Origin of the sequence: uncultured Halomonas sp., from assembly GCF_947501415.1 — a bacterium.
Lineage (GTDB): Bacteria > Pseudomonadota > Gammaproteobacteria > Pseudomonadales > Halomonadaceae > Halomonas.
This window is the reverse complement of the sequence record NZ_CANMVL010000011.1, coordinates 1-14,656: the sequence shown is the minus strand read 5'-3', so window position 1 is coordinate 14,656 and position 14,656 is coordinate 1. Positions and strand designations below refer to the sequence as shown.

The following is a 14,656-nucleotide window of genomic DNA, read 5'->3' as shown; positions in this document are numbered from 1 at the left end:
CTGTTCATGCATACAAGAATTGAGTTTTTATACAGTAGTTCAGGACTCCCGACAATGCACAGTCGGTTGATAGTCGGTTGTTGAAACCTGGTTAAAAAAACGAGTTGAATCGCGAGTTGAGACTCGATGCCTTGAGTTCCGACGAGGCGTCCCCATATAGCGGGCATAACCGTTTCACGTAGCCATACATGCAGCATCGGCGCCCTCGCGACGCCGTTTTCGCACCCTAGACAAGCGCTTCAGGAGAGACCCATGGCCAAAGACCCCCAGACCCCGCTGGACGAGGAACTCAAGCGCCACGAGGAGGAGGCAGAGCCCCAGGCCCAGCCTGAACTCGTGGAAGGCGAGCTGGAGGACGCGGCCGAGGCCGCTGATCAGGCCGACCAGGCAGCAGCCGAGAGTGACAACCCCGAGGCCGAGGTGCTGGCGGCCCGCGTCGAGGAGCTCGAGCAGAGCGTGGCGGAGGCCAAGGACCAGGCGCTGCGCGCCGCCGCCGAGGCCCAGAACGTACGCCGCCGCGCCGAGCAGGACGCCGAGAAGGCACGCAAGTTCGCCCTGGAGAAGTTCGTAAAGGAGCTGCTGCCGGTGGTCGACAGCCTCGAGAAGGCGCTGGAGGCCATGGCCGACGGAGCGAGCGAGAGCCATCGCGAAGGTGTCTCCATGACCCTCAAGCTGCAGCTCGACGTGCTCGGCAAGTTCGGCGTCGAGGTGGTGGACCCCGCCGGTGAGCCCTTCGACCCGCAGTATCACGAGGCCATGGCCATGGTGCCCAACCCCGAGCTCGACCCCAACAGCGTGATGGAGGTGGTCCAGAAGGGCTATCTGCTCAACGGTCGCCTGGTGCGTCCGGCCATGGTGGTGGTCAGCCAGGCTGCCGGCTGAACGGCAACAAATCCGGGTCGCAGGGCTTGAAAAGTTCTCCGCGGCCCCCAGATAGAAAGCAACTCCGCGGCGCAGGCCGCTGAATACCACTCCTGAATACATCACACGACTTTCGAGGACTTCCTATGGGACGCATCATCGGAATTGACCTGGGTACCACCAACTCCTGTCTCGCCGTGCTCGACGGTGACAGCGCCAAGGTGATCGAGAACGCCGAGGGTACCCGCACCACACCCTCCGTCATCGCCTACACCGACGACGGTGAGACGCTGGTGGGCCAGTCGGCCAAGCGCCAGGCGGTCACCAACCCCGAGAATACCCTGTACGCCATCAAGCGTCTGATCGGTCGTCGCTATAAGGACGACGTGGTCCAGAAGGACATCAAGATGGTGCCCTACAAGATCGCCGAGGCCGACAATGGCGACGCCTGGGTCGAGGTGAAGGGCAAGAAGCTGGCACCGCCCCAGGTCAGCGCTGAAGTGCTGAAGAAGATGAAGAAGACCGCGGAAGACTACCTGGGTGAGGAAGTCACCGAGGCGGTCATCACCGTGCCGGCCTACTTCAACGACAGCCAGCGCCAGGCCACCAAGGACGCGGGCCGCATCGCTGGCCTCGAGGTCAAGCGCATCATCAACGAGCCGACCGCGGCGGCGCTGGCCTACGGCATGGACAAGTCGCGTGGCGACAAGACCATCGCTGTCTACGACCTGGGCGGCGGCACCTTCGATATCTCCATCATCGAGGTGGCGGATGTCGACGGCGAGACTCAGTTCGAGGTGCTGGCCACCAACGGTGACACCTTCCTGGGTGGTGAGGACTTCGACCTGGCGCTGATCAACTACCTGGTCGACCAGTTCAAGAGCGACAGCGGCATCGACCTGTCCGGCGACAACCTGGCCATGCAGCGCCTCAAGGAAGCCGCCGAGAAGGCCAAGATCGAGCTCTCCAGCGCCCAGCAGACCGACGTCAACCTGCCGTACATTACGGCCGACAACACCGGTCCCAAGCACCTCAACGTCAAGGTGACCCGTGCCAAGCTCGAGTCGCTGGTCGAGGACCTGGTCAAGCGCTCTCTCGAGCCCTGCAAGACCGCGCTCAAGGATGCCGGCCTGTCCGCCTCCGAGATCGATGACGTCATCCTGGTCGGTGGTCAGACCCGCATGCCCATGGTCCAGCAGTCCGTTGCTGACTTCTTCGGCAAGGACGCCCGCAAGGACGTCAACCCGGACGAGGCCGTGGCCGTGGGTGCTGCCATCCAGGGCGGCGTGCTGGGCGGCGACGTCAAGGACGTGCTGCTGCTCGACGTCACTCCGCTGACCCTGGGCATCGAGACCCTGGGTGGCGTGATGACGCCGCTGATCGAGAAGAACACCACCATCCCGACCAAGAAGACCCAGACCTTCTCAACCGCGGATGACAACCAGACCGCCGTGACCATTCACGTGCTGCAGGGTGAGCGCAAGCAGGCGGGCGGCAACAAGTCACTGGGTCGCTTCGACCTGGCCGACATTCCGCCGGCACCGCGCGGCGTGCCGCAGATCGAGGTCGCCTTCGACCTGGACGCCAACGGCATCCTCAACGTGTCCGCCAAGGACAAGGCCACCGGCAAGGAGCAGTCGATCGTCATCAAGGCCTCCAGCGGTCTCTCCGACGACGAGATCGAGCAGATGGTCCAGGACGCCGAGGCCCACGCCGACGAGGACAAGAAGTTCGAGGAGCTGGTTCAGCTGCGCAACCAGGCCGATGGCATGGTCCACGCTGCACGCAAGACCGTGGAAGAAGCCGGTGAGCACGCCACCGACGAAGAGAAGGAAGCCATCGAAAGCGCCGCCAAGGAGCTGGAAGAGGCCATCAAGGGTGACGACAAGGACGACATCCAGGCCAAGCTCGACAAGCTGACCGAGGCCTCCGGCAACCTGGCGCAGAAGATGTACGCCGCCCAGGCCGAAGCCGGCCAGCAGGAAGGTGCCGAGGCGGGCGACGCCGGTGCCAAGCCGGAAGATGACGTGGTCGACGCCGAGTACGAAGAAGTCAACGACGACCAGAAGAAGCAGTAAACGACGCATCTGAACGACGCATCTAAGCCATGGATGACACCAGCGCGGGGGCCTGACTCCCGCGTTGGTGTTTCCGAGGGACCGCGACGGAGGCGGACAGACCCATGTCCAAACGCGACTATTACGAGGTGCTGGGCGTAGAGCGCGGTGCCGATACCAAAGAGATCAAGAAGGCCTACCGCCGGCTCGCCCAGAAATTCCATCCCGACCGCAATCCGGATGATGACGGCGCGGCGGAGAAGTTTCGCGAGGTCTCCGAGGCCTACGAGGTACTCAGCGACAGCGAGAAGCGTGCCGCCTATGACCAGTTCGGTCATGCCGGCGTAGATGGCCAGGGTGGTGGCTTCGGCGGAGGCGGCTTCGGTGGCGCCGGCGCCGGTGGCTTCAGCGATATCTTCGGCGATGTGTTCGGCGATATCTTCGGCGGCGGCGGAGGCCGGCGTCATCCCAATGCCCCGGCCCGCGGCAGCGACCTGCGCTACAACCTCGAGCTCGACCTCGAGGATGCCGTGTCCGGCACCAGCGTGGATATCCGTGTGCCGCGCCATATCGAGTGTGAGCGCTGTGACGGCGAGGGTGCCGAGCCGGGCTCCAGCAAGGAGACCTGCCCGACCTGTTCCGGCCACGGTCAGGTGCGCATGCAGCAGGGCTTCTTCGCCGTGCAGCAGACCTGCCCGACCTGTCATGGCTCCGGTCAGCACATCAAGGTGCCGTGTCACAAGTGTCATGGCGAGGGACGTGTGCGCGAGACCCGCACCCTGTCGGTGAAGATTCCCGCCGGGGTGGATACCGGCGACCGCATTCGCCTCAACGGCGAGGGCGAAGCCGGCATCAACGGCGGCCCGCCCGGGGATCTCTATGTGCAGGTGAATCTCAAGCCGCACCCGATCTTCCAGCGCGACGGCCGCAACCTGCAGTGTGAGGTGCCGATCAACTTCGTCGATGCGGCGCTGGGTGGCGAGCTCGAGGTGCCCACCCTGGCGGGGCGGGTCAAGTTGAAGATCCCGGCCGAGACCCAGACCGGCAAGCTCTTCCGCCTGCGGGGCAAGGGCGTCAAGCCGGTGCGCGGTGGCGCGCCTGGCGACCTGATCTGCAAGGTGGTGATCGAGACGCCGGTGAAGCTCAATGAAGAACAGAAGGAGCTGCTGCGTCAGTTCCAGGACAGCCTGGGTGGCTCCAGCAGTGCCCACCACTCGCCCAAGAAGGACGGCTTCTTCGACGGCGTGAAGAAGTTCTTCGAGGATATGAAGCCGTAACGGCTTTCTTCCTGGCAAGCGCGCCTGGCAGGGCCCCGTCATCGAGAGGTGACGGGGCCCTGCTGTATTTCAAGGCATGACTCATCAAGGCATGTTTCAGCGCCGCAGGTGGTCCAGGCGCCAGGCCAGGGCCTCAGAGGCGGGCCGCCAGCGTTCATCCCTGGGCAGCACCAGCGGCTGGCGATCGAGGAGGCACAGCCAGTCGTTGTCCGCTACCAGATGATCCACCGCGGGGCTGACATGCCAGTGGTGATCCGGCCCCGGCGCGATCAGGTGGTTATCCATGGCCCAGTGCAGGTTGGGAGTCAGCGCCAGCCCGTTGCTCGGCCGGTCGTCCTGGGTAACGCTGAAGGGAATCAGGTGGGCCGCCTCGACCAGGTAGCGATAGTCGGGAGTGATATAGCGCAGCCGGCTGGCCGCGCAGCGATAGTCGTAGGCTTCCAGTACCAGCGATCGAAAGGCGGCTGAGCGGGCGGGGACCGGGGCGGCCTCCTTGATCCCGTCGGCGAGTCGTTCCGGGTGCCGCTGGTAATCGCCACTGGCCAGTTCGGTGTCGAGGTGGCTCATCAGGCGCTCAAGCGTCGCCTTGTCATCGCCAAGGTAGCGATGGGCCAGCAAGGAGCAGGCCTCGCGGGCGAGGTCGCTCTTCTGCAGGGCGGCGAACAGCTCGTCATCGAGCCGGGCGGAGCTGAAGCGCTCGAGCAGCTGATTCATCGACCTTGGCTGGCCCAGCTGGTCGGCCACGGGGGCCAGGCTATCGGCGTAATCGGGTGACCAGATTGGGCCCGCAGGCCCCCGGTCATTGCGAAGATGCCACAGCGGTAGCCAGGGGTTGGCCCTGTGGCGCTCACCGCTGACCAGTTCGTAAAGATCGTGATAGCGGGACAGAAGCCGAGGGTTGATCTGTACCCGGTGGGTGGTGATATGACCGCATTGAATCTCGCAGATCACCGCCAGCAGCAGGCAGGGCTTGTTGTAGGGGCTACCCGTGCGGAGATGATTGAGACAGGTCAGGCGTTCATCCATGTGCCCACTCCATGGGTTCTTCTCCATCGGTTTCACTACAGTTGATAAGCTATTACGTTAGGACATCCGCACAGACAGCGCTACAGCCACCCGGCGCGGCGGAAGCGTCGATAGAGGCCGCCGCAGGCGCCACCCATGACCAGCAGGGCCAGGGGGTAGCCGGTCCGCCAGTCGAGCTCGGGCATATGGGTGAAGTTCATTCCCCAGATGCCGGCGAAGATGGTGGCCACGCCGAAGATCGCCGCCCAGGCGGCGAGGCGCTTGTTCACCTCGCCCTCGTCGATGGCCACCATCGAGAGGTTCACCTGGATGGCGGTGATGATCATCTCGCGGATGGTGTCCACCGCCGACTCGATGCGGTGAAGATGGTCGTAGACGTCGCGGAAGTACTCCCGGGTCTCGCGGCAGAGTGCCGGCACCCGGCCGCCGAACAGATGACTGACCGCCTCGCCCAGCGGCATGGCGGCGTGCTTCAGCTGCATGGTCTGGCGCTTGAGCTGGTAGAGCCGCTCGAGGCTGGTGCGAGCGGACCCTTGGACGAAGATCTGGTCCTCGATGCTCTCCAGCTCCGCCTCCAGTGCCTGCACCATCGGGAAGTAGTGGTCGACCACCGCATCCAGCAGCGCGTACAGCACGAAGGCCGGCCCCTGGCTGAGCAGCTTGGGGTCGCTCTCGCAGCGCCTGCGCACCTCGGCGAAGCCCTGGCCCGGATGCAGTCGCACCGAGAGCACGTAGCCGGGGCCGGCGAATACCGCCACCTGCCCAGACTGCAGTTCGCCCTCGGTCATGGAGACCATGTGCATGATCATGAACAGCGCCGAGTCATACTCCTCGAGCTTGGGGCGCTGATCACCCTTCAGGGTGTCCTCCACGGCCAGCTCATGAAGGCCGAACGCCTCCTGATAGTGTGCCATCTCCTGTGCGCTGGGGTCGTGCAGGGCCACCCAGACAAAGCGGTCGGGCTGCCCCAGGTAGTCGCCGATCTGATCGGGCTGGATATCGTGCAGGCGGTGGCCCTTGTCGTAGACCACACAGTTGATGAGCATTGGCTAACTCTCTCCGGTCAAGTCTGGTGTCCTGGATAGCCCCAGTGTGCCAGGAAGTCGCCCGATGTGACTCCCGTTGGCGCCGGTGGCATGGAGGGCTGCGTAGGCGGGGAGGGGGTGGCGTTCCACGAGGCGGCATCATAGTCTGAAGTCTCGACATTTCTGCAGAGGATAAGCGTTATGCCTATTTCACGCGCCGAGTTGCACGCCGAGGATGCGGCGGCCCTGATCGACCAGCTCTGCAAGCGTTGGGCCGGTGCCAAGGAGATAGATCGTGCCAGCGATCCGGTGCAGGTAACCTTCGAGGAGGGCAGTTGCTACCTGCAGGCCCAGCCGGACAAGCTGCTGGTGGTGGTGGAGGCCCTGGATGATGAGAGCCACGACGAACTCGAGCGCCAGGTGGACAATGCCCTGGATGAGCTCCGGGGCGTCGAGCTGGATATCGTCTGGGAGGCGTGAGCCAGACCGTCACCCTCCGCGGCGCCCATCTCGGCATGCTGGTGTGGGCCATTCTGGTAGGGCTCTCCTTTCCCGTGGTGGGGCTGATGAGCGAGCTGCCGCCGCTGCTGCTGACCGCCCTGCGCTTCGCCATCGCCTGCGCCGGCCTCTATCCGCTGGCCAGGCGTTCGGCGAACTTCGTGCCGCGTAGGCAAAGCCTGTTGCTCTATGCGCTGATGGGGGCATGCCTGGCCGGCTTCTTCGCAGCCATGTTCTGGGCCGCCCATCACGCCACGGCACTCTCCATGGCGACCCTGTATGTCACGGTACCGCTGCTGGCCTTCCTGCTGGGGCGAGGGTTGCGAGTGGAGGCCCAGGGCTGGCGATTGCCGGTGATCCTCGCCCTGGGGGCCCTCGGTGCCCTGGGGCTGGCTGTTGCCGAGGGGTGGCAACAGGGCGGCGAGCTGCGTTTCGGCCTCGGCGAGGCGGTGTTCTTCGCGGGCTGCCTCTCCTCGGCGCTCTATCCGGTACTTAGCCGCTGGGGGTTGGCCAGAGAGCATCTGCCGGAGTCGGCAGCAGTTCGCACCTTCTGGAGCCTGGGGCTGGGGAGCTTGCTGGTCGGCGCGCTGGGACTCGCCACCGAGCCACTGAGGCATCTGGCGAACATGACCGCCCTGGACCTGGCGCTGCTGGTCTATCTGGGACTCTGCTCCAGTGCCCTGACCTTCTGGCTGATGCAGCGAGCCACTGCGGCGCTGACCCCGGGAGTGGTCACCGCTTACGGCTATCTGGTGCCCTTCGTCTCCATGCTGCTGCTATTCATACGCTCGCCGCAGCAGATCGGCTGGGTGTGGCTGCCCGGCAGCCTCACGGTACTGCTAGCCATGGTGCTGCTGATGCGGCACGAGCGGTCCTCGCCACGGCTGGGATAGCCTTCGCTCTGATATACTCCGGTCATTCGCCAACCTACCGCTTACGCAGGAGTTCCTATGACCCGTATCGCCATCGTCGGTGTCGCCGGCCGCATGGGCCGCACCCTGGTCAACGCCGTTCAGCAGGATGATGGCGCCACCCTGGCGGGGGGCATCGTCGAGCCGGGCAGTACGCTGGCGGGAGCCGATATCGGCGAGCTGGCGGGAGTCGGCAGGCTGGGCGTGGCCGCCGTGGAGTCGCTGGAGGCCATCGTCGACGACTTCGATGTGCTGATCGACTTCACCGCCCCCCAGGTCACGCTGGCCAACCTGGCGTTCTGTGCCGAGCATGGCAAGCGCATGGTGATCGGGACCACCGGGCTTGCCGATGAGGAGCTGGCCACGCTGGAGAGCTACAGCGAGCGGCTGCCCTTCGTCTTCGCGCCCAATATGAGCGTCGGGGTCAATCTGACCCTCAAGCTCCTGGAAACCGCGGCCAAGGCGCTGGGCGACGAGGGCTATGATATCGAGGTGATCGAGGCGCACCATCGCCACAAGGTGGATGCGCCCTCCGGCACGGCGCTCAAGATGGGCGAGGTAATGGCCGATGCCCTGGAGCGTCCGCTCAAGGAGTACGGTGTATACGAGCGTGTCGGTCAGTGTGGCCCGCGCAGCGACAAGGAGATCGGCTTCGCCACCGTGCGCGCCGGGGATATCGTCGGTGAGCATACGGTGATGTTCGCCACCGAGGGTGAGCGCATCGAGATCACTCACAAGGCCTCCAGTCGCATGACCTTTGCCAAGGGCGCGGTGCGCGCGGCACGCTGGGTCGCTGGTCAGGGCAACGGCCGCTATGCGATGCAGGACGTGCTCGGTCTGGAGTGACTCGGTCAGAGTGACCGGGTCAATTGTTACCGGCTCCATGGGTGCAGGGCGAACGCAGATGGCAGCCCGCTCAAGGCTATTCCGGCGACAGGCCTTCGAGGGGGCGCTACGAGTACTTCCCTGTAGGCTACCTCGGCCATCCCTGGTCCTCGGACCCCCTCTCCGACCTGTCCCCGGCGCCTTTCGCTATCACCCAGTTGGTAGCTGCGATATCCCTGCCATGGAGGCGGAGGGGTAGTCGCCGGGCAGCGATTCCTGTAATATCCCCAAAATTTTGGCCGGGCGCATGGGTGAGAGCCCCTTCACAGCGCTTGTTGCTTCGGCCCCCAGAGTTCTGAGCACATCAGTTCCGAGCGAATGACAACAAGCGGGATGAAACCGGTCCATATCAGGTTTCATCCCGCTTTTTTGCGACTGGCGTACGGCGGCGCTGAGAATCCCTTGACGAGCAGGAGGACGTTACCTTGAACAGACCCGCGATACTGGCCCTGGAAGACGGCAGTGTGTTTCATGGCACGGCGATTGGCGCCGATGGACAGACCAGCGGTGAGGTGGTGTTCAATACGGCCATGACCGGCTATCAGGAGATTCTTACCGATCCCTCTTATGCTCGCCAGATCGTCACCCTGACCTACCCTCATATCGGCAATACCGGCGTCAATGCCGAGGACGTGGAGTCCAGTGGCATCGCCGCCGCCGGCCTGGTGATTCGCGACCTGCCGCTGCTGGCCAGCAACTTCCGCTGCGAGCAGACCCTCTCCGACTATCTCAAGAGCCAGAATGTGCTGGGCATCGCCGAGATCGACACCCGTCGCCTGACCCGCCTGCTGCGTGACAAGGGTGCCCAGAACGGCGCGATTCTGGCCGGTACCGAGGCCGAGGGTGAGGACGCCGTCGAGCGTGCACTGGCCGCCGCCCGTGACTTCCCGGGCCTTGCGGGCATGGATCTGGCCAAGGTGGTCTCCTGCAAGGCGCCCTACGAGTGGAACGAGGGCGAGTGGACCCTGGGTCAGGGCTACAACGACGCCAGCCAGGGCGAGCGCCCCTTCCATGTGGTGGCCTACGACTTCGGCGTGAAGTACAACATCCTGCGCATGCTGGCCTCCCGCGGCTGTCGTCTCAGCGTGGTGCCGGCCCAGACTCCGGCTGCCGAAGTGCTGGCGATGAATCCGGACGGAATCTTCCTCTCCAACGGTCCCGGTGACCCCGAGCCCTGCGACTACGCCATCACGGCGATCCAGGAGCTCCTCGAGAGCGGGATTCCGATGTTCGGCATCTGCCTGGGGCATCAGCTGCTGGCGCTGGCCAGCGGTGCCAGCACCATGAAGATGAACCACGGCCACCACGGCGCCAACCACCCGGTGCAGGATCTCGATAGCGGCCGCGTGATGATCACCAGCCAGAACCACGGCTTCGCCGCCGACGAGGCGCAGCTGCCGGCCAATCTGCGTGCCACCCACCGTTCGCTGTTCGACGGCACCCTGCAGGGGGTCGAGCGCACCGACTGCCCGGCCTTCAGCTTCCAGGGCCATCCCGAGGCGAGCCCGGGCCCGTGCGACGTGGCGCCGCTGTTCGAACGATTCGTCGAGATGATGCGAGCTCGCGGGGCCTGAGTTAGCGCTTAGAGCCAGTTAGAGCCAGAGACACGTCACCACTCGTCACCTACTTCTGCGGGAAGCACCATGCCCAAGCGTACCGACATCCAGAGCATCCTGATCATTGGCGCCGGCCCTATCGTCATCGGCCAGGCGTGTGAATTCGACTACTCCGGCGCCCAGGCCTGCAAGGCGCTGCGCGAGGAGGGCTACCGGGTCATCCTGGTCAACTCCAACCCGGCCACCATCATGACCGACCCGGCCATGGCCGATGCCACCTATATCGAGCCGATCACCTGGCAGGCGGTGGAGAAGATCATCGAGGCCGAGAAGCCGGATGCCATTCTGCCCACCATGGGCGGGCAGACCGCGCTCAACTGCGCCCTGGAGCTGGACAAGCATGGCGTGCTGACCAAGCACGGCGTGGAGATGATCGGTGCCAATGCCGATGCCATCAACAAGGCCGAGGACCGTGACCTCTTCGATCAGGCCATGAAGCGCATCGGACTGGAGTGCCCCAAGGCCAAGGTGGCTCACACCATGGCCGAGGCCTGGGAAATCCAGGGCGAGCTCGGCTTCCCGGTGATCATCCGCCCCTCCTACACCATGGGCGGCTCCGGCGGTGGCGTGGCCTACAACAAGGAGGAGTTCGAGGAGATCTGTACCCGCGGCTTCGAGCTCTCCAACAACCACGAGCTGCTGATCGACGAGTCGCTGCTGGGGTGGAAGGAGTACGAGATGGAGGTCGTGCGTGATCGCAACGACAACTGCATCATCGTCTGCGCCATCGAGAACTTCGACCCCATGGGCGTGCACACCGGTGACTCCATCACCGTGGCCCCGGCCCAGACGCTGACCGACAAGGAATACCAGATCATGCGCGACGCCTCGCTGGCGGTGCTGCGCGAGATCGGCGTCGAGACCGGCGGCTCCAACGTGCAGTTCGGCGTCGACCCCAGGACCGGGCGCATGGTGGTCATCGAGATGAACCCGCGGGTGTCGCGCTCCTCGGCGCTGGCCTCCAAGGCCACCGGCTTCCCGATCGCCAAAATCGCCGCCAAGCTGGCCGTGGGCTACACCCTGGACGAGCTGCAGAACGACATCACCGGCGGCCAGACCCCGGCCTCGTTCGAGCCCTCCATCGACTACGTGGTCACCAAGATTCCGCGTTTCACCTTCGAGAAGTTCCCCCAGGCCAATGACCGTTTGACCACCCAGATGAAGTCGGTGGGCGAGGTGATGGCGATCGGCCGCACCTTCCAGGAGTCGCTGCAGAAGGCGCTGCGCGGCCTGGAGACCGGCAACGATGGCCTGGACCCCAAGGTGACCCGCTTCGATGCCGACGGGATGGCCCTTATCAAGGGCGAGCTGCAGGCCGCCGGGGCCGAGCGCATCTTCTTTATCGCCGATGCCATGCGCGCCGGCATGACGCGCGACGAGATCTTCGCGCTGACCAATATCGACCCCTGGTTCCTGGTTCAGCTCGAGGACCTGATCGCCACCGAGGGCGAGGTCGCCAAGCGCTCGCTCTCCGAACTCGACTCCCGCGAGCTGTTCCGCCTCAAGCGCAAGGGCTTCTCCGACGCCCGCCTGGCCTCGCTGCTCGGTGTCTCCGAGAAGGAGTTCCGCAAGACGCGTCAGAAGGCCGGTATCCGTCCGGTCTACAAGCGGGTCGACACCTGTGCCGCCGAGTTTGCCTCGGACACCGCCTACATGTACTCCACCTATGAGGAGGAGTGCGAGGCGGAGGTCTCCGACCGCCAGAAGATCATGGTGCTGGGCGGTGGGCCCAACCGGATCGGCCAGGGCATCGAATTCGATTACTGCTGCGTCCACGCCGCCTTCGCCATGCACGATGACGGCTACGAGACGGTGATGGTCAACTGCAACCCGGAGACCGTCTCCACCGACTACGACACCAGTGACCGCCTCTATTTCGAGCCGGTGACCCTGGAGGACGTGCTGGAGATCGCCGACAAGGAGCAGCCGGTCGGCGTGATCGTGCAGTTCGGCGGTCAGACCCCGCTGAAGCTGGCCCGCGAGCTGGAGGCTGCCGGCGTGCCGATCATCGGCACCACCCCGGATGCCATCGACCGCGCCGAGGACCGTGAGCGCTTCCAGCAGATGATCGACAAGCTGGGTCTCAAGCAGCCGCCCAATGCCACCGCGCGCAGCTTCGAGGAGGCCTTCGCCAAGGCCGAGACCATCGGCTATCCGCTGGTGGTGCGTCCCAGCTATGTGCTGGGCGGGCGCGCCATGGAGATCGTCTATGACGCCTCCGAGCTCGAGAGCTACATGACCCACGCGGTCAAGGTCTCCAATGACTCGCCGGTGCTGCTCGACCACTTCCTCAATGCCGCCGTCGAGATCGATATCGACGCGGTCAGCGACGGCAAGCAGGTCGTGATCGGCGGCATCATGCAGCATATCGAGCAGGCCGGCGTGCACTCCGGTGACTCGGCCTGTTCACTGCCGCCCTACTCGCTGCCTGCCGAGGTGCAGGACGCGATGCGCGAGCAGGTTCGCCAGATGGCGGTGGAGCTGGGCGTCAAGGGGCTGATGAACGTGCAGCTGGCCTGGCAGGACGGCGAGATCTACATCATCGAGGTCAACCCGCGCGCCTCGCGTACCGTGCCCTTCGTCTCCAAGTGCATCGGCACCTCGCTGGCCCAGGTCGCCGCGCGCTGCATGGCCGGCACCACCCTCGAGGAGCAGGGCTTCACCCGCGAGATCGTGCCGCACTTCTTCAGCGTCAAGGAGGCGGTTTTCCCGTTCAACAAGTTCCCGGGGGTCGACCCGATCCTGTCGCCGGAGATGAAGTCCACCGGTGAGGTGATGGGCAGCGGAGACACCTTCGCCGAGGCCTTCTACAAGGCGCAGCTGGGGGCCGGCGAGGCGATTCCGCCGCTTTCCGGGCCGCGCAAGGCGTTCCTCTCGGTGCGTGAGCCGGACAAGGCGGGTGTTATCGGGGTGGCCCGTTCTCTGATAACATTGGGCTTTACACTGTGCGCGACCGGCGGTACCGCGGCGGCCCTGAAGGCCGAGGGTATCGACGTTGAGGTCGTGAACAAGGTCTTTGAAGGCCGCCCGCATATCGTCGATCTGCTCAAGAACGACGAGATCGCCTATATCGTCAATACCACCGAGGGTCGCCAGGCGATCAACGATTCCTCGGTGATCCGTCGCACCGCGCTTGCCCGCAAGGTTCCCTACGCCACCACGCTGGCGGGGGCGAACGCCGTTTGTCTGGCGCTCGAGTATGGCAACGAGATCACGGTGCGGCGGCTACAGGAATTGCATGCAGGAGCTGCGCAATGAACAAGGTCCCGATGACCGTCGCCGGAGAGTCGCGTCTGCGCGAGGAGCTCGAGCACCTCAAGGGCGAGGCGCGTCCCAGGGTGATCGCCGCCATCGCCGAGGCCCGAGAGCATGGTGATCTCAAGGAGAACGCCGAGTACCATGCGGCCCGCGAGCAGCAGGGCTTTATCGAGGGGCGTATCCAGGAGATCGAAGGCAAGCTCTCCAACGCCCAGGTGATCGATGTCACCAAGCTGCCCAGGACGGGCAAGGTGATCTTCGGTGTCACCGTGGAGCTGCTCAACCTCAACAACGACGAGGAGGTGACCTACCGGATCGTCGGCGAGGATGAGGCGGACATCAAGCAGGGCAGGATCTCCGTGACCTCGCCCATCGCCCGTGCCCTGATCGGCAAGGAGGAGGGTGACGTGGTGGTGGTCAAGACCCCGGGTGGCGATGTCGAGTATGAGATCTCGGGCGTCGAGCACCTGTGACTCCAGCTGTAAGCTTTAAGCCGTAAGCTGTAAGTCAAAACCTCAACACCCCCCCAAGGCGTCGCCTGAACTGCACCCCGAAAGTTGGACACCCACATCCAACCTTCGGGGTGTTTTTATGAGTAACCGATACGACGAGTGGTTCAAGCTGCTGGTGGCACAGCAGTGCTTGCACGGTGACACCAGCTTGAGGGAGGTGGCCCGCCAGCATGGCCTGGATCATTCTCTGGTGCGGACATGGCGGGACAACTACCGTCAGCATGGCGTGATGGGGGTGCGCAAGAAATACACGCACCGCAGCGCGGCTTTCAAGCTGCAGGTCCTTGAGACGATGTGGCGAGATGGCTTGTCACGGCGTCAGGCACAAGCCCTGTTTGATATCCGCGAGGGCGGCGCCATTGGCAGATGGGAGCGTCAGTACCATAGTGGTGGTCTGACTGCACTGGAGCCAAAGCGCAAGGGGCGCCGCCCGATGACCAAGAAGCCGCCTTCCTCACCCCCACCGCCTGATGATGAGCGCTCCCACGAGGAGCTGCTCAAGGAGTTGGCGTATCTGCGTGCCGAGAATGCCTACCTAAAAAAGCTCGATGCCTTGATCCGGGAGAAAGGGACGGCGACGCGGGGCAAAAAGCTCAGGCCGTCCAAGGGTTAAGGCATGAACATCCGCTGGCTCTGCTGCTGCGTGCGGCTGGGCTGCCGCGCAGCACGTTCTACTATCAGGTCCAGGCCTTGGGTGCTGACGATCGGTACGCGTCTCTGAAGGCGCGTA

12 protein-coding genes are annotated in these 14,656 nt (G+C 64.5%); 10 read left to right on the top strand and 2 right to left on the bottom strand.

What is annotated here, in order from left to right; genetic code table 11:
* Positions 1-252 precede the first annotated feature (252 nt).
* The 3 genes from grpE to dnaJ all read left to right on the top strand — a co-directional run bounded on the left by grpE (position 253) and on the right by dnaJ (position 4,195).
* Positions 253-882: a nucleotide exchange factor GrpE gene (grpE, locus tag Q0894_RS08540; protein ID WP_299233786.1), complete on the top strand. Its 630-nt coding sequence runs from the start codon at positions 253-255 to the stop codon at positions 880-882.
* 125 nt (positions 883-1,007) lie between these two features.
* Positions 1,008-2,939: a molecular chaperone DnaK gene (gene dnaK / locus Q0894_RS08535; protein WP_299233784.1), complete on the top strand. Its 1,932-nt coding sequence runs from the start codon at positions 1,008-1,010 to the stop codon at positions 2,937-2,939.
* A gap of 104 nt (positions 2,940-3,043) precedes the next feature.
* Positions 3,044-4,195: a molecular chaperone DnaJ gene (dnaJ, locus tag Q0894_RS08530; protein ID WP_299233783.1), complete on the top strand. Its 1,152-nt coding sequence runs from the start codon at positions 3,044-3,046 to the stop codon at positions 4,193-4,195.
* A 96-nt stretch (positions 4,196-4,291) separates the two neighbouring features.
* Here dnaJ and Q0894_RS08525 read toward each other — a convergent pair whose 3' ends face one another.
* Together Q0894_RS08525 and corA are read right to left on the bottom strand one after the other, a co-directional pair.
* On the bottom strand, positions 4,292-5,221 hold the full coding sequence (locus Q0894_RS08525) for an HNH endonuclease (RefSeq protein WP_299233781.1): 930 nt from the start codon (positions 5,219-5,221) through the stop codon (positions 4,292-4,294).
* An 80-nt stretch (positions 5,222-5,301) separates the two neighbouring features.
* On the bottom strand, positions 5,302-6,267 hold the full coding sequence (gene corA, locus Q0894_RS08520; protein ID WP_299233780.1) for a magnesium/cobalt transporter CorA: 966 nt from the start codon (positions 6,265-6,267) through the stop codon (positions 5,302-5,304).
* A gap of 180 nt (positions 6,268-6,447) precedes the next feature.
* On the opposite strand from corA, the gene Q0894_RS08515 reads away from it, so the two are divergent.
* The 7 genes from Q0894_RS08515 (at position 6,448) to Q0894_RS08485 (ending at position 14,539) form a co-directional block, all read left to right on the top strand.
* Entirely contained in the window at positions 6,448-6,726 is a 279-nt protein-coding gene (locus tag Q0894_RS08515; protein WP_195688516.1) for a DUF2218 domain-containing protein, read from the top strand.
* Entirely contained in the window at positions 6,723-7,637 is a 915-nt protein-coding gene (locus Q0894_RS08510; protein ID WP_299233778.1) for a DMT family transporter, read from the top strand. The genes Q0894_RS08515 and Q0894_RS08510 overlap by 4 nt, the downstream gene beginning before the upstream one ends.
* Before the next feature lie 57 nt (positions 7,638-7,694).
* Entirely contained in the window at positions 7,695-8,501 is an 807-nt protein-coding gene (gene dapB / locus Q0894_RS08505) for a 4-hydroxy-tetrahydrodipicolinate reductase (protein WP_195688515.1), read from the top strand.
* A gap of 464 nt (positions 8,502-8,965) precedes the next feature.
* Positions 8,966-10,114: a glutamine-hydrolyzing carbamoyl-phosphate synthase small subunit gene (gene carA, locus Q0894_RS08500; protein ID WP_299233774.1), complete on the top strand. Its 1,149-nt coding sequence runs from the start codon at positions 8,966-8,968 to the stop codon at positions 10,112-10,114.
* A 69-nt stretch (positions 10,115-10,183) separates the two neighbouring features.
* Entirely contained in the window at positions 10,184-13,414 is a 3,231-nt protein-coding gene (gene carB / locus Q0894_RS08495; RefSeq protein ID WP_299233772.1) for a carbamoyl-phosphate synthase large subunit, read from the top strand.
* Positions 13,411-13,887 carry a transcription elongation factor GreA gene (gene greA, locus Q0894_RS08490; protein ID WP_299233770.1) on the top strand — a complete coding sequence of 159 codons (477 nt, stop codon included), beginning with the start codon at positions 13,411-13,413 and terminating at the stop codon, positions 13,885-13,887. The genes carB and greA overlap by 4 nt, the downstream gene beginning before the upstream one ends.
* Positions 13,888-14,005: 118 nt before the next feature.
* The gene (locus tag Q0894_RS08485) at positions 14,006-14,539 is read left to right on the top strand and encodes a helix-turn-helix domain-containing protein (RefSeq protein ID WP_299233767.1); all 534 of its coding nucleotides are present in this window, start codon (positions 14,006-14,008) and stop codon (positions 14,537-14,539) included.
* Positions 14,540-14,656: the final 117 nt, after the last annotated feature.